Source organism: Gordonia otitidis NBRC 100426 (assembly GCF_000248075.1).
In the GTDB taxonomy this organism is placed as follows: Bacteria; Actinomycetota; Actinomycetes; order Mycobacteriales; family Mycobacteriaceae; genus Gordonia; species Gordonia otitidis.
The window spans coordinates 31,266-47,777 of record NZ_BAFB01000063.1 but is presented as its reverse complement, the minus strand read 5'-3'; the positions used below and the strand labels follow the sequence as shown (position 1 = coordinate 47,777).

The 16,512-nt window shown below is 65.3% G+C and carries 18 protein-coding genes; 8 read left to right on the top strand and 10 right to left on the bottom strand.

Going from position 1 to position 16,512, the window contains the following annotated elements; all coding sequences use genetic code 11:
* Positions 1-800 (bottom strand): TnsA-like heteromeric transposase endonuclease subunit (locus GOOTI_RS25655; protein WP_138985185.1); only part of this gene is annotated, 800 nt, incomplete at its 3' end.
* 379 nt (positions 801-1,179) lie between these two features.
* Here GOOTI_RS25655 and GOOTI_RS05770 point away from each other — a divergent pair.
* A complete protein-coding gene (locus GOOTI_RS05770) occupies positions 1,180-1,524 on the top strand; it encodes a hypothetical protein (protein WP_005180290.1) in 345 nt (114 codons plus the stop codon).
* Positions 1,525-1,633: 109 nt separating this feature from the next.
* On the opposite strand, the gene GOOTI_RS27365 is transcribed toward GOOTI_RS05770, so the two are convergent.
* On the bottom strand, positions 1,634-2,755 hold the full coding sequence (locus GOOTI_RS27365) for a TniQ family protein (RefSeq protein WP_083835854.1): 1,122 nt from the start codon (positions 2,753-2,755) through the stop codon (positions 1,634-1,636).
* A gap of 64 nt (positions 2,756-2,819) precedes the next feature.
* On the opposite strand from GOOTI_RS27365, the gene GOOTI_RS25005 reads away from it, so the two are divergent.
* The 3 genes from GOOTI_RS25005 to GOOTI_RS05755 all read left to right on the top strand — a co-directional run bounded on the left by GOOTI_RS25005 (position 2,820) and on the right by GOOTI_RS05755 (position 4,527).
* Complete coding sequence (locus GOOTI_RS25005; protein WP_267879806.1) at positions 2,820-3,098, top strand: helix-turn-helix domain-containing protein; 279 nt, start codon at positions 2,820-2,822, stop codon at positions 3,096-3,098.
* A gap of 62 nt (positions 3,099-3,160) precedes the next feature.
* Positions 3,161-3,406 (top strand): recombinase family protein, encoded by a 246-nt coding sequence (locus tag GOOTI_RS26685; protein WP_083835853.1) that lies wholly within the window; start codon positions 3,161-3,163, stop codon positions 3,404-3,406.
* Positions 3,295-4,527 (top strand): recombinase family protein, encoded by a 1,233-nt coding sequence (locus GOOTI_RS05755; protein ID WP_169315791.1) that lies wholly within the window; start codon positions 3,295-3,297, stop codon positions 4,525-4,527. Before GOOTI_RS26685 ends, GOOTI_RS05755 begins: the two co-directional genes overlap by 112 nt.
* A 365-nt stretch (positions 4,528-4,892) precedes the next feature.
* Here the strand turns inward: GOOTI_RS05755 and GOOTI_RS05750 are convergent, their stop codons facing one another.
* The 5 genes from GOOTI_RS05750 to GOOTI_RS05735 all read right to left on the bottom strand — a co-directional run bounded on the left by GOOTI_RS05750 (position 4,893) and on the right by GOOTI_RS05735 (position 9,491).
* Positions 4,893-5,756, bottom strand: a complete 864-nt coding sequence (locus tag GOOTI_RS05750; protein ID WP_007237630.1) for a hypothetical protein — start codon at positions 5,754-5,756, stop codon at positions 4,893-4,895.
* Positions 5,757-5,975: 219 nt separating this feature from the next.
* Positions 5,976-7,352 (bottom strand): IS1380-like element ISGbr1 family transposase, encoded by a 1,377-nt coding sequence (locus GOOTI_RS05745; protein ID WP_007237629.1) that lies wholly within the window; start codon positions 7,350-7,352, stop codon positions 5,976-5,978.
* Positions 7,353-7,546: 194 nt separating this feature from the next.
* Positions 7,547-8,524: an MFS transporter gene (locus tag GOOTI_RS05740; RefSeq protein ID WP_007237628.1), complete on the bottom strand. Its 978-nt coding sequence runs from the start codon at positions 8,522-8,524 to the stop codon at positions 7,547-7,549.
* The gene (locus GOOTI_RS26680) at positions 8,488-8,739 is read right to left on the bottom strand and encodes a hypothetical protein (RefSeq protein ID WP_007237627.1); all 252 of its coding nucleotides are present in this window, start codon (positions 8,737-8,739) and stop codon (positions 8,488-8,490) included. The genes GOOTI_RS05740 and GOOTI_RS26680 overlap by 37 nt, the downstream gene beginning before the upstream one ends.
* Positions 8,739-9,491, bottom strand: a complete 753-nt coding sequence (locus GOOTI_RS05735) for an SDR family oxidoreductase (RefSeq protein ID WP_007237626.1) — start codon at positions 9,489-9,491, stop codon at positions 8,739-8,741. Before GOOTI_RS05735 ends, GOOTI_RS26680 begins: the two co-directional genes overlap by 1 nt.
* Before the next feature lie 77 nt (positions 9,492-9,568).
* Here GOOTI_RS05735 and GOOTI_RS05730 point away from each other — a divergent pair, with 77 nt between their 5' ends.
* The 4 genes from GOOTI_RS05730 to GOOTI_RS05715 all read left to right on the top strand — a co-directional run bounded on the left by GOOTI_RS05730 (position 9,569) and on the right by GOOTI_RS05715 (position 14,160).
* The gene (locus GOOTI_RS05730; RefSeq protein ID WP_007237625.1) at positions 9,569-10,162 is read left to right on the top strand and encodes a TetR/AcrR family transcriptional regulator; all 594 of its coding nucleotides are present in this window, start codon (positions 9,569-9,571) and stop codon (positions 10,160-10,162) included.
* Positions 10,163-10,394: 232 nt separating this feature from the next.
* The gene (mobF, locus tag GOOTI_RS05725) at positions 10,395-11,852 is read left to right on the top strand and encodes a MobF family relaxase (RefSeq protein WP_007237624.1); all 1,458 of its coding nucleotides are present in this window, start codon (positions 10,395-10,397) and stop codon (positions 11,850-11,852) included.
* A 132-nt stretch (positions 11,853-11,984) separates the two neighbouring features.
* Positions 11,985-13,037, top strand: coding sequence for a helix-turn-helix domain-containing protein (locus GOOTI_RS05720; protein ID WP_007237623.1), 1,053 nt, complete (start codon positions 11,985-11,987; stop codon positions 13,035-13,037).
* Complete coding sequence (locus tag GOOTI_RS05715) at positions 13,024-14,160, top strand: hypothetical protein (protein ID WP_007237622.1); 1,137 nt, start codon at positions 13,024-13,026, stop codon at positions 14,158-14,160. The genes GOOTI_RS05720 and GOOTI_RS05715 overlap by 14 nt, the downstream gene beginning before the upstream one ends.
* Positions 14,161-14,166: 6 nt before the next feature.
* On the opposite strand, the gene GOOTI_RS05710 is transcribed toward GOOTI_RS05715, so the two are convergent.
* From GOOTI_RS05710 to GOOTI_RS05700, 3 genes are read right to left on the bottom strand one after another with little or no spacing between them, the layout of a single operon-like run.
* A complete protein-coding gene (locus tag GOOTI_RS05710; RefSeq protein ID WP_007237621.1) occupies positions 14,167-14,790 on the bottom strand; it encodes a hypothetical protein in 624 nt (207 codons plus the stop codon).
* Positions 14,787-15,122, bottom strand: a complete 336-nt coding sequence (locus GOOTI_RS05705) for a helix-turn-helix domain-containing protein (RefSeq protein ID WP_007237620.1) — start codon at positions 15,120-15,122, stop codon at positions 14,787-14,789. Before GOOTI_RS05705 ends, GOOTI_RS05710 begins: the two co-directional genes overlap by 4 nt.
* Complete coding sequence (locus GOOTI_RS05700) at positions 15,122-16,447, bottom strand: recombinase family protein (RefSeq protein ID WP_267879807.1); 1,326 nt, start codon at positions 16,445-16,447, stop codon at positions 15,122-15,124. The genes GOOTI_RS05705 and GOOTI_RS05700 overlap by 1 nt, the downstream gene beginning before the upstream one ends.
* Positions 16,448-16,512: the final 65 nt, after the last annotated feature.

Genomic DNA, 16,512 nt, shown 5'->3' with positions numbered 1-16,512 from the left:
CGCACAGCGGGGGTGACTGGCCATTGTGGAAACTGTTCTTGAAGTTTCTCGACCAGCTCGTCGACGGTCAATGTGCCTGCTCGAACCGCCTCAAGGGCGGCAGTTGTGACATCGGAGTTGGTGAGTTCCGGGTCGCGAAACCCGTCGAGGTAACCCATGTTGAGTGACACCATCTCATCGGGTTCGGTCACGTGGACCTCGGTGTTCCAGCCCAGTGCTTGGATCCGTGGCATCGCCCACTGCAGGCACGAAGCTACTTTGGGATCGTTGAGTCCTGGAGCTGTTTTGACTTCCACTATGGTGACCTCTCCCGACCGCGAAACCGTGGCGTAGTCGGGTGTGTAGCGGCGGAGGCGGCGCTCGGCCCGTTCGACGAGCCGAAACGGCTGCGAATGGATCTCGATGATCTCCGGATCGGCATCTGCGAGCTGGAGTCGTCGTAGCTCTCGCAATGACTCGTATTGCACGTGAGCGCCCATCGTGAAGCAGTAGTGTTTACCCGAGTAGTACCACTGCCCCGAGAAATGACGAACAAGCCGTATGGGAAGTGTGTTCTTGAGCGCTTCGCGGCTTTGGACGCCGTCACAGGGGACAGTCGTCACGGTGTCATCAAGACCTCGTATCCTTATTACAGGACCCCCGGCGCTTGCTTTGATGTCTTCCTGTAAGCCATGTTTTTCCGGCACGGCACTATCCTCTCGGAGGGTCTGTGCATGGGACTTCGACATGATCTGACCGCACAACTGCGTGCTTGCACACATTGTTTCGACATCAATCACCGTCCTGGAAACAGGCATCATGCTCGGCCGACCTGGCGGACGAACTCGCTGAGTAATTGCTTCCAAGGGCGAGGTGTGCTCATCGCTCAAGCGATTCGGCAGGAAAGAGTGATCAGAGATCCGCGATCAGAGTATGAGCCAGTTCATTGGCATCACTTCGATTCAGAGTTAACGAGAGTGTCTGCTCGGCGGTCCTGATGCCGTTTCACCTCTGAGAGCCAATGGTAGCGCGAACTGGCGGACCAATCCATAGCCGTGAGCCCCTTTTATCAGACCACGAAAACTCTGCGCGTATCGTCGTCCCCATACATCGAAGCCACAACTAACTCTGGCGGACTGACTACACCGCGTGCGATCGAGTACGTGATAGTTCGGGTTGCCAGTTTGGGAGAGGGACCCTATGTCCATCTATGCGCTCGGCACGGCTCACACCGTAGAGCAACTACTCGAAAGCGGCCGCGACTATCCCTCCGAGTCGGTGTGCCTCAACCCGTTCTGCACCAAGCCTGTCTCGTACGCCGTCCACCACGCGGGTCGGCGGCAGCTGTTCTGCAGTCCGAGGTGCCGTCTTCAGTACCGCGACTATCGCAATCATCTCACCGCCGAGCGAACACAACTCGTCAGTCATATCAACTCGTGTGAGGTACCCCGTCGCACGAAAGTGATTCTCGGGCGCCAACTTAACCAGCTGGACTGGTCACTCGTGCTCTTCCCTCCCACCGACTGGGTTAAGCAGTTCGACTAGCCCCACCGATCCTGCCTTGGTGGAGGACACTGTTGCCACACTTGGTGCACATGACCCTCGTGCAGGAGGCGCCTCCGGCTGCGACAGCTCCGAGCAGACAGCGGATCAATCAGTTGCTCCTGCGGATCAGACGCTTGCTCGAGTCTGGCACGAATTCGGCGGTGCGCAGCCGGTTCCAAATCAGTTCAACTTGAACACTTCGACGCGCCCACGCATTCATCTCCAGGTGCAGATTTGTACAGTGTAGATGCTCTGCTGGTAGCGGAAGCAGCTCGTGCAAGCGCCGGGCAGCCTCATCGATGCCCGCACAGTCGAGCACTCCGAGAGCCAGCGCTATCGTTGGTGCGAGAACAAAGCTCGATACAAAGTTGCGCGTGCTGTTGCGCGCCATGTCACCGGTCTCCCGCAGTTCCAAGATCGCCGCGCCACTTCCCCTTACAAGACAGTCGATCTGCGTGATATCACCAGCCAGAATGATCTGGCGCGCCAGGTACGCCACATCATGCAGCAGTGGACTCGGCGCCCAGGTTGAAGGCGACGGATCACGTTCGGTGCGCAGAAGCGTGTCGATGCGTGCCTGTGCGCACAAGATGGGCGAATCGGCATCGAGAGCAGTCGCCTGAACTCCGCCGAGGACGAACTGGCAAACACCGCCGTAGCGACCATTCGCGCCATCACACGAACCTCCGCGAAGCCGCAGTTGCGTGATGCGACGACGTCGTGGGTGCGATCCGCACTGGGGGCATGTATCCACGAGCAAGCAGTGGTGGCGGCGACACGCGAAAGCCCACCGAGACCGCCAGCCCAACTGCCATCGGCCACCATCTTCGGTTAGGCACTGCGGGCAGAACCGTGAGCTCCTTGTCACGAGCCAGAAGCCCGCACGCGGACGTGGATAAACCTGGTAGTCCGTAGCAACCGGCGTCACGGTGTACCCATCAGTCTCTGGGAACATTGCCGACACAGTCATCGACTCGATCTGCGCCGAGCGCATTCCGCCGGCGAGCGCTAACCGCTCGATCTCGGATCGCGATACGCCGGTAACGAGGTCGCGCCTGCCTGCCCCCGGCATAGACATGTGTCGATAGAACTCGCCCAGCGTGAGCCGATGCCGCCGACAGCACGCTTCTACCCACGAATCGAGCGCTTCTCCGTCGATTGCCGGAACACGCAGCGCCAATGTACGCAAAGCAGTTCGAGCTTGCGAGTCGGACTTGGTTTGCGAGAGCATGTCTTAGTATCGCGTGCGATACAATGGGCGTGGGGCGAACCGCGCCCCTCCCCGACCGGTCACAATGAACGACGTGCCGGTCCCTGAAGCGTCCCTGACGCCAGCTCAAAGGCGGGTCCGGAAGATGCGGCGAGATGCAGTTGGAGACGCGATTCGCCGAGCACGAGTCGGGGCCGGACTAACTCAGCAGCAACTCGCCGACGCCAGCGGCGTCAGCCGACCAGCCATCGCCCGCATCGAAACCGGTGAAGCCTCGACTCAAGTAGACCGGCTGTGGGATCTGGCCGAAGCACTGGGCACGACGCCGAGCGCGATACTCGCGGATGCAGAGTCAAATCTCTAGTCATCAAGGGGTGGCAGGCTGTGCAGGGCTCAAAAGAGCGGCAGCGCCTGGACTGCCTAGAGATGTGTGCCCGCCTGGGGATCACCGATCCGGCGGTGTTCGTGGACAACGACATCTCCGCCTACTCGGGCAAGAAGCGCCCCGGTTACCTCGACCTGCTGGAGCGGGTGAAGCTCGGGCCGTCGCGGATCGTGGCGTGGCATGTGGATCGCCTCTACCGCCGCCCCGCGAGTTGGAAGACCTCATCGACCTCGTGGAAACGCACCCGATCAAGATCGAGACCGTCAAGGGCGGCGCGTTCGACCTGAACACCCACGAAGGCAGGCTGATGGCGCGTCAGCTCGTCGCGATCGCCTCCTACGAGTCCGGGCACAAGGCTGACCGCATCAGACGGGCGAACCAGCAGAAAGCCGAGCGTGGTGACTGGCACGGCGGCGCGAAGTACGGGTACGGCATCGGCGGTGTCCTCATCCCCGAAGAAGCAGCCGTGATCCGGGAGATGGCCGACCGATTCCTCGCCGGGCAGTCGGTGCGGCAGATCACGAGGTGGCTCAACCGCGACGACGGGCCCGAGCCACCCAGCAAGGGCAAGAGCCGGTTGAACGTGTGGCACGAGAGCACGGTCAGCTCGATCCTCTGCTCAGCCAGGATTTCCGGGCAACGCGCCTACGAACCCGCATCGAAGACGACAGCGACGTGGGAACGACGCGACCGGGCGATCCTCGGGCCGGGGAACTGGGAAGCGAACATCACCCCCGAAGAGACGATGCGCATCCGGGCGGTGTTCAACCATCCCGACCGGCGCGTAGGCCGCTCCTCCAAGAGCCTGCTGGCCGGGTTGATCACCTGCGCCAAGTGCGGCAACACGCTGGTCTCCTCGGGGCTGCACCGGGGCGAGACCTCGATCGGGAAGCGACGCTTCTACCGCTGCCTCCCGCTCCCCGGTCGCCCGGAGCGTGGCGGGCTCGTCGTGTCCGCGCACGGCATCGAAACCCTCGTGGGCGAGGCGATGATCACCCGTCTGGCAGCGACCACCCTGCCCACGGCTGCGCCGGGTGAGGATGCAGGGGTCACTGCGGCGATGGAGCAGATCACCGCCGCACGGCAGCGTATGGAGGACATGGCCCGCGACTACGGAGCAGGGCTGCTCTCCCGCACCGAGCTCCACGCCGCGAAGACCGCTGCCGCCGCGACGATCAGCAGCGCCGAACTCGTCCTGGGGCGTAACGCGAAGTCGTCCGCGTTGAAAGGCATCCCGATCGGCGACGAACAGGCGCTACGAGCAGCGTGGGATGAGGGGTGGTCGATCCCGCAGAAACGCGCGATCATCGCCGCCTTGATCGATACCCTCGTCGTCAAGCCCGCAGAACCCGGCAAGACCGGGGCGAGGTTCCGGCCCGAGCGCGTGGAACTCACCTTCAAAGCCTGACCCACCACCGATGCACGAGCGTCGCTGTCCCAACGAAGGACGGCGGCGCTCGTGTGCTCGGGTCAGTTCTCGGGGCGGGTCAGGACACGGAGCTTGGCCAGCGCCACCGGATCGCTCACCCCGACCGGCACCCCGGAACGCTCGCACACCTCCCTCGTCCATGCGCCCACGTCAAAGTCCGGCGGCAGACCACTGCGTGCCTGGCCCCGCCGCTCACGAGCCACTGGGGTTACCGACGTTCTGGGTGCGCTGGGTGCTGCTGTGTTCGCCTTCATACCCGACAGGTACGCACCCGAGACCACAATATGTAGTAGTCGCATCCACTAAACGACACTACATGTAGTTTCTCTTCTTAGGTTCACCGTTCAGGTGTCGGTTCGGGGCTTGGCTGCCCAGATCGCAGCCAACAGGCCGGAGTCGCAACGCAGAGAGTCGAGAGGTTCACCGCCGGGTAGACGCAGCAGCACGCCGTCGCCCGTCGGGGTGCCGGCGTGCTTCCGATCCGGGTGCCCCAGCACGATCCGCAGCAACGCGGCCCATGACCTCGGCGGTATTCCCAGCAGTGCCGAGATCGTGCGGTCGCGGCGTAGCACTTCCACTGCGTTCGGTCGGGAGGTCAGATCACCGGCCCGGTAAACGACGTGCTCGATGCAGTCGGTCACGAGCACGGCATCCCAGCCCGCCGAAGCAAACAGTCCGACGATCTCCGACAGGACGGCAGCGACCCGATCACGGCCGCCGGGGTCTTCCTCATCATCGGTGGTGGGGTTGACGGCGAACGCAGGATCATAGTCAGCCAGGTTCTCTCGGTCAGCGAAGCGGATGGCGTCGTGGAACCCGACGATCCTGGCCGTGTGGCGCACTTGGCCCGGCGAGACGAGCATTCCCGCCGCCCGCACTTCGACGCCGCAGGTGATCTTCATAGCGCGAGTGACGACCGCCCACGGGTTATCGGCGTTCCTGGTCGAGGGGGCGAGCATGACCTCGAACGCGGCCGAAGCGATCTCCCACTCATCCAGCCCGTACTTGCGGGCCAGGCGTCGATACCTCTCTGCGGTGTATCGCATGAGTTCCGCTGCTTCGCGGTCACTGCGCCAGGCTCCAGGCCCGGCCTCGTGCAAACGGATCAGCAGGACACGCAAGCCCTCTGGTGTCTCGAACCCCTGGCTGGCCGAGCCAGTCGGGGCCGCAGGATCGCCTGCGTCGGGTGTAGAAGTGTGTTCGTCCACGGTGACGCCTCCCAGAAGGGAGGTGCGCCACCAGCACCCACACCGAGACGCGCAGGAGCACGCCCCTAATCCTCGATCCACCGATCGGCTTTTTGATGTCTCGTGAAATGTGTTGTGTATGTTCGGGGTGGCGGTGGGCGTGGGTGAGTCGCCGATCTCTGGTGTCGGCGTGTTTCACTGGGTTTCGTGTCGGGGCCGGTTCTGGCCGATGGTTAGGGGTCAGGCTGAGTGTTGTCGTTTGATCGTGTTGTTGAACAACAGGTTCCACTCGCGTTCCCACGGCCATCGGGCGGGTAGATGCATCGTGATGCGCCGCGCTGAGGACGCGATTCGAGCGGGTATGCAGATCAGGGTGCGTCGGATGGTGGAGGTAGTCGCCTTCGCCAGACGCTGTCCATCGAGACAGGCTGCGGCGCGGGTCAGGTTGAACGCGATGACCGCACACACCAGCCATGCGGCGTTCGCGCAGAACTTTCCCGAGGGCAGATGCGCCAATGCGGAGGCTTTGAGGTCGGCGTGGACTTGCTCGATGATCGCATGACCGCGGTGAGTCTTGTCGGCGGTCACGGTGTCCAGGTCGCTGGTGGTGAAGAACGCATGAAACCGCCACACGTCGAACAAGCCGTCTCCCTCGGCTGCGAAGTCAGGGATACGGCGCACCACCAGCCGTCCGGATACCTGCAGGCGCTTGGCTTTGGAGGTGAACGCGGTGAACGGTACTTCGGCGACCTCGGCCCGCGAGACCCACTGGCCGCTGTCTTCGTCGAAGACGGCGTCGGTGTACTCGATCGGCGTCCATGCATCTGCCGGTACCTCGCTGATCGCTGCTCGGACGTGGGAATCCTGACGCACGGTGACCGACACCTGCGCACCGGCCCGGAGCGCGGTGGTGATCGCGCGATGGCCGTAGAACGCTGAATCCGCTCGCAGCAGTATCGGTCCCGACGCATCGGACGACCGTAGCCGCCGCACGGTGGCCAGGGTGTCGGCGATCAACCGATGCGCCCCGCGCGCGGAGTTACACGCCCCTTTGCGCAGGCGTTGAGCGGCGATCACCGGCGCACCGTCACCACAGGTGAGGGTGGTGATCGCCGAGTTCAGCCCACGCACTCGGGTGTAGCCGAATCCGACGCCCTGCTTGGCCGGGCCGTGGACCTCGATGATCGAGTCGTCGATATCGATCATCACCGGCCCGTCGATCCCCGCCAGCACCGGAGTATGGCGAGCCAGTCCCGCCAACAGCCGGGTGGCGATCGCATCGGCTTGGCGGACATGCCCGAACCGGAACTCGCGAAGAAACGATCCCAACGTCGACGGGGCGTAAGGATGGTCGAACACCTTGCCCATCGCGCCGTGTCGCAACACGGCCATGTCGTCGATGCTGTCGGCGCCCGCCACCATCCCCGCCACCAGGGAAAACATTTTCCGATCCGGATGGGCGCCCTTGTCGGTGGGCACGCTCAGATGCTCGCGGGCCAACTCCGACAGGCTGGCGCGTTCGGCCAGCGCCATCACCGGCACCACCCCCGCAGCGGCGAGGAGATTCGGATCGTCACAGGATGCAGACCGGACCGGGTGAGTGTGAGACAATCGCATCTACGACATGCCCTCCTGTGTGTGTGGATGGAACCCTAGAGAAGTCCCATTCTGTCACTCAGACAGGGCATTTCGTTTATCCCTCACCGACCGATCACAAGCAAATCGGTGGATCGAGGCTAAACCCGCCGCCCGTCAACGGCAGCGCTGCTTGCCCCACACAGCGCATGGCCGGTTAGCGCGGGTAAGTCTTGTTAGATCGGGAGCCTTGTCGTCAGGCGCTCAGAGTTGAGCCGGTGCCTCTGTAGCGCGAGATCCCAGCCCCAGAGCAGGAGCGCGATGCCCGCGATGGCCGCACCTACGGCGGGGATGGCGGGATAGTCATATCCGGCATCCAGCGCGAGGCCGCCGAGCCAGGGGCCGAGGGTGATGCCGACATTGAACGCGGAGATATTGCCGGAGACGGCGAGCGTCGGAGCCTTCGGTGCGATGGTCATGAAGCGGGAGTTCAGAGCCGGGTTGGTGCTAAATCCCAGCAACCCGAGCAGGAAGATCAGCGCGACCACCATCTCCGCCCGATGTGCGGTGAGGGCGAGCAGGAGCGACGTGATGAGCAGGCCTGCGAAGCCGATGCCAAGGATCGCTCGTGGAATGCGGTCAGCAGCCCTGCCTCCCGCAGCGATTCCGATAAGCGCGCCGAGACCGTAGCCGAAGAGCACAGCCGGCACCCAGGCGGGGTCGAGGCCGGTGGTCTCAAGGAGCATCGCCGACAGGTAGGAGAACGTTCCGAGCAGAGCTGTCGTGGCGGTGGCGGTCATCGCATACGACAGCCAGAGCCGAGGCGGGGCCATGCCGCGCAGTTCGTCTCGCACGCGAGGCGGGTTCTCCGGTCGCAACCTGGGAACTACGGCTAGGACCGCGATAGCTGCGATTGCGGAGAGGATTGCGACTGCCCAAAACGCGCCGCGCCAGCCGAAGTGCTGGCCGATCCAGGTGCCGGCGGGCAGGCCGAGCACGGTGGCGACGGTGAGTCCGCCGGCGACGATGCTCATCGCCTGACCGCGGCGTTTCGGGCCGGCCATCGCCATCGCCGTGCTGCCGCCGACTGCCCAGAACCCGGCGTAGGCGAACGCGCCGACGAACCGCATGGCGAACAGCAGCCCATAGCTGTCGGTGAGTGCGCTGACGACGTGGGTCAGGACGAACACCGCCAGGAACAGCAGCAGCGACAAGCGGCGGGGCCAGCGCAGGGTGAGCGCAGGGTGAGCGCTGCGAGCACGGGTGCGCCGACGAGCATGCCGAGCGCGAACGAGCTGATGAGCCCGCCAGCCTGCGGAATCGTCACATCGAGGTCCGCAGCCATCTCGGGCAAAAGACCGGCGAGCATGAGCTCGCTGGTGCCCTGCGCGAATATCCCGAGCCCGATGACCCAGATCGCCAGGGGCATCAGAGCAGCGCCCCGCCAGTGGCGTCGATCCACTGGCCTGTGACCCAGCCCGCGTCGCCGGAGGCGAGGAACGCGACGATACCGGCGATGTCCTCAGGCTCGGCGACCCGGCCCAACGGGGAGCGTGAGGCGATGGCCTCGCGGCCCTCCGGCGTCGCGAGCCGGGCAGCGTTCATGTCGGTAGCGGTCGCGCCAGGGCCGACGGCGTTGACGGTGATCCCGCGTTGGCCGAGGTGCTTGGCGAGTGCGCCCGTGAACGCGTCAATCGCGGCTTTGGACATCGAGTACGCCATGAGGTCGGGGTTTCGCGAGCCGTGGGTGAACGAGGTCGAGAGGTTGATGATCCGCCCCGCGTCGCGGAGCCGGGTTAGCCCCTGCTGGACGATGAAGAACGGAGCCTTGGCGTTGACCGCCAACACCTCGTCGTACTCCGACTCGGACACCTCCGGAAAGGGCACCCTGCTGCCGAGCGTTCCCGCATTGTTGACGATCACGTCCACTCCGTCCGCGTGCTCGTCGAACGCAGTCCAGAGTGCTGCTGCGTCGCCGGAAGCGCCGAGGCTTGTCTGGATCGCGAAGGCCGAGCCGCCCTGCGCCTGAATCATCTCGACCACCTGGTGGGCGGCATCGGCGCTGGAACCGTAATGCACCGCCACCCGTGCGCCGTCGGCAGCCAGACGCACGGCGACTGCACGTCCGATCCCTCGTGCCGCACCTGTGACCAGGGCAGTCTTCCCATCGAGCTTCGTCATCTCAGACTCCTTTGTGTAGCGCTTGCTAGTAAATAGAAGCGTAGCAGATTGTGTAGCGGATGCCCTAAAATGAGGTCATGGCTAACACAACGACGCGCGGGAGGCCCCGCGGCTTCGACCGAGACGCAGCTCTGGATCAGGCGATCCGCCTGTTCTGGCGCAAGGGGTACGAGGCGACTTCGGTGCGCGACCTTAGCGAGGAACTCGGGATCGGACAGCCCAGCCTCTACAACTCCTTCGGCGGCAAGCGGGCACTCTTCGATGAGGCTGTCGCGGTCTACGACCGCGAGTACGGCGGTTTCATCGACGCCGCTCTTGAAGAGGAGCCCACCGCTACCCAAGCGATGCGGCGTATCCTCACCGAAGCCCCGGCCCGGTACACCAGACGCGGTCTGCCGCGAGGTTGCCTAGTTACCAGCGGCGACGCGGGCACCGACGATGGTGAGGTGCGAGCCTCCCTGTCAGGGATGCGCAAGGAGAAGGTGAAGCAGCTCAGACGCAAAATCGAAGCCGATATCGCTGCGGGCCGACTCCCGGAGGACACCGACGCCGCGGGCTTGGCTGGCTATGTACTGGCAGTGCTCGCTGGCCTCGTACAACGCTCGCGCGACGGGGCCACTCGCAGCGAACTAGAAAGCACTGCCAGTATCGCCACCGCCCCACTGCCGTAACCGACGTCGCTTCTCGCCATATTGCCGCTCTCTGATCGTTCGCGCACCCGTCGCTGCTGAGCCCGCCCCGACACTCCGCCAGCCGCGCCCTACTGCGAACGCGAGTACCGCGACTGACTGCCCCTCGACGACCTCAGGCAGTAGCCCGAGCGCTTCTGCTCTCACCCCCAGTAACTGGATGCACGGATGCCACGGCGGGGCCGTGGTGCGCACCTCTCTCATGAGACGACTCATGAGAGAGGTGGTGGCGGGCGTGAAAGGTGGCGTGATCCCGTTCCACGGCAACGGTGCTGCCGCCCGTCGGTACGTCGAGGCCGACCGCTCCGGGGCGGACGAGTACTACCTCGGCGCAGACAACGCCATCGCCGAGTACATCGCACTCGACGCCAAGGGCGAGGTCACCGCCGCCCGGTCGCTGTCACCGGATGAGTACGAGGGGTGGGTGGACTGGCGTGATCCGATCACGGGCGAGTCGATGGGCACCCCGCGCAAGCCCGCCGAGGGCACCAAGGGCTCGCCGTTGTTCTGTGAGATGACGATCAACAGCCCCAAGAGCCTGTCGGTCGCCGCCGCCCTCCACCCCGAAGTCTCGGCAGCGCTGGACGCCGCCCAGCAGGACGCGCTGACTGAGATACGCCGCTGGCTCGGCCAGCACTCCGTCACTCGCGTCGGCCCGAGGGATGCGCGGGAGATTGTGCCCATCGAGCAGATGCAGGTGGTCGGCATCAGCCATAAGACCTCCCGTGCGGGTGATCCCCACCGGCACATCCATATGCAAATCGGCACCCGCATCTTCGCCGCCGGGAAGTGGCGAGCACTCGATACCGCCGCATTGTTCAAGCAGCAGGGCGCGATCCGCGCGATGGGCACGGCGGTAATCGCCGCACACCCCGAACTTGCCGAGACACTGAGCCGCCACGGTCTGACTCTCGACCCCGTCTCAGGCGAGGTCTCGGAGTTGGAGCCGTTCAACGCCGTGATGTCGAAGCGGTCGGCGCAGATCAATCGGAACCTTGACCGGCTTGAAGCCGAATGGCAGGCCGAGCATCCGGGCGAGATGCCTGGCCCGGTCGTGACGGCGCGGATGCAGGGCACTGCCTGGGCGCACCAGCGGCCCGGCAAGAAGCCTGCCGACTTGAAGAACGAGCAGTGGTGGCAGCAAGAACTCACCGATGCCGGATACGACCCCGACAACCTCGCACGAGGCACACTACAGCCCTCGGTTTCGCTGGATGCTCTGCCGGTGCAGGAGGTCGCCTCTCGTGCGCTGGATCGGTGCGCCGCCGCATCGTCGGCGTGGACGCCGCACACGGTGACCGAGCAGGTGACGAGGATCGTCACCGAGGCGGGCGTGCAAGCGGCACCAGCACAGTTGCGGGAGTTCATCAGCGAAGCGTCCGAGGTTGCGGTCTCGGATTGCTTCTCGATCCTGCCCCCAGGAGCGGCGACGCCGGAGCACGTCGCGCATCTGACCAGCCTCGGCGTGATCGCCGCCGAGACCGCACTACGCGACCAACTCACCACCAGCACCCCAGAGCAGGAGCCGCAGCACCCCGAGGTCACCGAGGCGGCACAAGCCGCCGGACTCGACGCCGGGCAGAGGACAGCAGCGGCAGCAGTCGCCTCGACCGATCCGCTCGTGATCGTCGAGGGAGCAGCAGGCAGCGGGAATACCACATGGAGTGAATGACCCCCCTGGACTTGGCCTCGGAGGGTGGCCGACTGGACCGCACCGGTGAGAGTCGTCCCGTGCTCAATCCGCAGAAATATTTTGGCAGATTGAATCTGGAACTTGTCGGCGGTAGCGAGTAGAGTTACAGCCATGTCATTGCTCTCCGCGGTCGAGGAGCCGGGCCGCATCATGCTCGGCACGATCCGCGTTGCCCGGGGGATGACGCAGAGCGAGTTGTCCAAGAGGACCGGCATCTCGCAGGGCGTGCTGTCGAAGGCGGAGAGCGGAGTGCTCCTGCTCGATGACGAGCGCCTGACGACTCTGGCTGATGCTCTGAGCGTCCCGGTGAAGCTGATCGTCGTTCCCGTGTCCGAGATCGGTTCGTCTCCGTATGTGTTCCACCGGAAGCGGTCGACGCTTCCGGTGTCGAAGGCGAATCAGCTGCGGGCAGAGCTGGACCTCACCCACCTGCAGGTCGCGGGGATTCTTGGGGAGCGTGCTCCGGAGTTGCGTCTGCCGCGGTTGCCGCTGCCGGAGGACGGGTTCGACAGTCCCGAAGACATCGCGCGGAACGTGCGCGCCGTTCTGGGCCTGCCCGAAGGCCCTGCTCTACCTCTTGTGCCCGCGCTCGAACGTGCCGGGGTCGTCGTGGTGGCGCGCCCGCTGGGCTCGACGCGGATCGACGCGATCGTGAGCTGGCCGGAGGGCCGGCGTCCGCTGGTTCTCCTGGGCGACCACGCTCCTGCTGATCGCCAGCGGTTCACTCTGGCACACGAGCTCGCTCACGCTGTGATGCATCAGGTTCCGACTGAGGATCAGGAGAGCGAGGCCGACCGCTTCGCGAGCGAGCTGCTCATGCCAGCCTCCGCCGTGCGCGCGCAGATGGACGGGCTGACTGTCCCGAAGCTTGCGAAGCTGAAGTCGGAGTGGGGTGTCTCGATGGCTGCTCTGTTGCGCCGGGGTCGTGATCTGGGCGGTATCGGCGACGCGCGGTACAGGGCTTTGAACATCGAGTTGTCTCGCGCGGGCTACAGGAAGAACGAGCCGGTGCGCGTCCTGCCTGAGGTTCCTACGTTGCTGCCGCGTGTGATCCAGGAGCGCTTGAGCGCTGGGGAGTCCGTCGCGGAGATCGCCCGGTCTGCGCAGATGACCGAGGACGAGTTCATCGAGATGTATTGGGGAGGGTCGCATGAGCACCGATGAGATGAGCCGCGTCGGCGGTGGATTGCGCGGCGGTATCGGCACGGTCCCGCGCCCTGCCGATACGGAGGCCGCGCGACGGCTCGGCACTCGGGTGCTGGTTCTGGCCAGCGGCGAAGCCGAAGCAACGGCGCCGCACATCGATCCCACGATGAGCGGTCTCATCGTCACCGGCGCCAACGCTCACCGGACGTTGCGGACCCTGCGTCGGCAGTATCCGGATCTCATGATGTTGGTGGAGCCCACCTCGACGGCGGTGTGGGCGACGAAGGAGGCGCCGTTTGTGCGCGAGACCTCGGGCCTCTTCGAGGAGAAGCTCGGTGACGTGCTCGACGCTCAGCTTCAGGTCGGGGCGAGCGTCGCTGTCACGCCGACGGCGGTGTTCCAGGCCGGTGACTCAGAGGCGATGAAAGCCGCCCTCAAGCAGGTGAACGAGCTCGACCGAGACGACTTCGTGTTCCTGCTGCCGATCCACTACCGGTGGCTGGATGAGCGCAACATCAAGCAGCTCATCGCCATCGTCACGCGCAGCAGCCACCCGGTGGCGATCGCGTTGGCCGACAGCTCCTCGAACCCGCTGGCGCACAAGGGCGCGATCCCGAGCTACCGGCGCCTGTTCGAGGCTGCTCCGTGGGCGATGCCCTGGCGCGCGGATCTTGCCGCGTTCGACGCGCTCGCCCACGGCGCCCGCGCGGCGGCGATCGGTCAGCTCCCGAGCCTGCGACGACTCGCGTTCCCGGATAAGGGCGGCTTCTCCTCTGACAAGAGCGACATGTCCCCGCACGTGCTGCTGGCGAATCTGCTGCGCTACCGCCGCAGCAGCAAGATGCAGCAGGAGTGGTACGCCAGCGCCCCCGCCGACACTTGCTCGTGCCAGCACTGCGGTGGCCGCGACATCGACCGGTTCAACGGCTCTGACGAGCAGCGTCTGCAGGCGCACCTGCACAACCTGCACGAGACCACCACGATGCGCCGGGAGATCGACGGCTTCACGACCGAGCAGATCGCCGCCTGGTGGAAGCGCCGCCTGCTGGATGTCGAGTACGAGCGCCAGGCACTCAAGGGCCGTATCGGCGTGGATGTGAAGACCACCCCGGACGTCGAGGAGTGGCTTCGCGAGTCCTGACCGGGCTCAGCCTTCGAGCATGACGGCGTGCTCGGCGAGTAAGCGCTCGGCGAACAGCCATGACGCTCCGGTGTATCGAGCCGGCCGGAAGCGTGCGGGCTCGATCACCCGGCGGACCCGCTGATCGGGATCGTCGCCTCGCACACAGATCCCGACCCCGAGGTAGTCGGCCTCCAAGCGGAGCTCCAGATCGTCTGCCGGCAGACCGTCGAGGACCAGATCGCGTGAGCAGTAGGGCGCGAACCGCGACGCCGCGCTCAGCCCGGTGCGCCAGTGACGGGCTCTGACCGTGGCGTGCCGGACCGTCAGCGGCGGAACCGCGCGCCTCGTCGCGCGCGGACCCGCGTGCCCGCCGGTGATGTCGACGGCGCCGATGCGACTACCGGCCTTCAGCCTGCGCCAGTCGTAGTCGGAGAAGCCCTCCGCGGGCACCGCTGAGGAAACCGGCATCGTCAACAACAGGTTGAGCAGGTCCAGGCTCAGGATCGGCTTCGTGTCCCAGTGAGCGCGACGACGCAGTTCGTCGGCCTGGAGGTCCACGTCGAGAAGAACCTCGGCTTGACCTTGTCTTAGGGCCATCTGCGCCGTAGGGGGTACTGCCGCGGTGTTGTCGACGATGAGGCGAGTCATCCAACGCTCCTTTCCTGAACCTGAGGTGCGTTGGCGGCATCGCGGGCGCGCTCTTGCAGCTGCGACATCGACTTCCAGAAAGGTTGACGCTCCCGGCGGTAGCGCTGAGTTCGTTCACCCGCGCGACGGGGAACGCGCGAGAGCAGACCAACCGAGCACAACACACCCAGCAGGCGGTGCACGCTGCTGGGGCTCAACCCTGTCGCCTGCTCGAGCTGCGGAGCGGTGAACTCATCACCACCCTGCGCGATCGAACTCGCGACGTGGAGCATGTGCTGGTTGCCGAACAGCGTCTTGGACCAAGAGTGCTCGACCGCGACACTGTCGTTCATCACCTTATATTATCCCAGATTCCGGAATCTGGGATAGATGCTTTGAGGGTGTGTCGGCCGGACGTGTGCGATCCGGTGAGGAATGCGCAAACCACTGCTCGGCGAAACGACAAGGTGGCCCAGCGTCGGCTGAGCTCCGCCGGGTGAAGTACGAGGATTCGTGCTCGGTTGTGAGCGGTGAGGTCACGACCGACCTGGTCGAGATCGTCTGCCAGAGGGCGGCGCCGCGAGAGGAACTCGCCATGGTCGGGGTCGCCGCTGCCGAAGCTGGTGGCCAGGACGTCGAGTCGCAGGCGGGCGGCGCGGGCACGTTCGAGCATGTCGCGCGGACGCGGCGGCCTCGGGTAGTCGGTGTCCGCGAACCGGGTCAGTGCGGCTGCCTCGGTTTCGGCGTCGAGGTCGTCGGCGGGTAGGTAGGGACTGGGGCATCGCCCGGTGGCTGTCTTGCAGAGGTAGACGCGTTTGCCGTGGCGGGTGGTGCCGGAGACCATGCGTTTGCCGCACCGCCGGCAGCGGAGTATCCCACCGAGGAGGGTGGTGGAGGAGCGGGCAGCGTCTCGACGCGGCACGAGCAGACTCACCTGGACGAGCGCAGACTCGTCTTCCGTGAGGAGGCGTTCCCAGGCCCCGGCAACGGGTCGGGCGGTGGCATGGTCTCGCCTTCGTTGGTGGAGCCGGTCGCTGTCGAGCATGGTCCGGACGGTTGTCGCGTGCCATCCGTCCGCCCTGGGCGCGGGGACGTCATCGGCGGTGAGCGCTCGGGCGATGACAGTCGGGGACAAGCCGAGGAGGTTGTCCTCGACCATCCGGCGGACGACGGAGGACTCGACCGGATGCAAGGAGCCGTCGTCGCGGTACCCGTAGTGGCTTCCTCCGTGCAGGAGCCCGGTGCGGGCGCGGTGTTGTTGGGCGCGGGCGACGCGGGCACCCTTGTGGGCGGATTCGTAGTTCGCGAACGCCACGAGCTGCCGAGCGAACAAACGTCCCTCATGACGATTGAGGTCGAAGCGCCCGCCCTGCACCGACTCCACCCGGATCGGGCGCATGTCGAGCAGGTCGAGGAGCTGTTCGAGCTCGCGGGGTTTGCGGTAGAGGCGGTCCAGGTGCCACACGATCACGGTTCCCGCCTCGGGGCGTTCGAGTTGTCGGAGGAGCTGTTGGTAGGCGGGGCGTGCGCGGTCTTGGTAGGCGGAGACGGCTTCGTCGACGAACTCGATCGTGCGGGCGTAGCCGAGCTGGGCGGCGAGGGCGGTGCAATCGGCTCGTTGTTGCTCGATGGAGGTGTGTTCGCTGGTGCGGTTCGCGGAGATTCTGAGGTAGAGCAGTGCGGTCGTCGTTGCGATGAGGCACTCCGGTGCGGCACAGCCGGCACGTCAGCCTCGCAGACGTG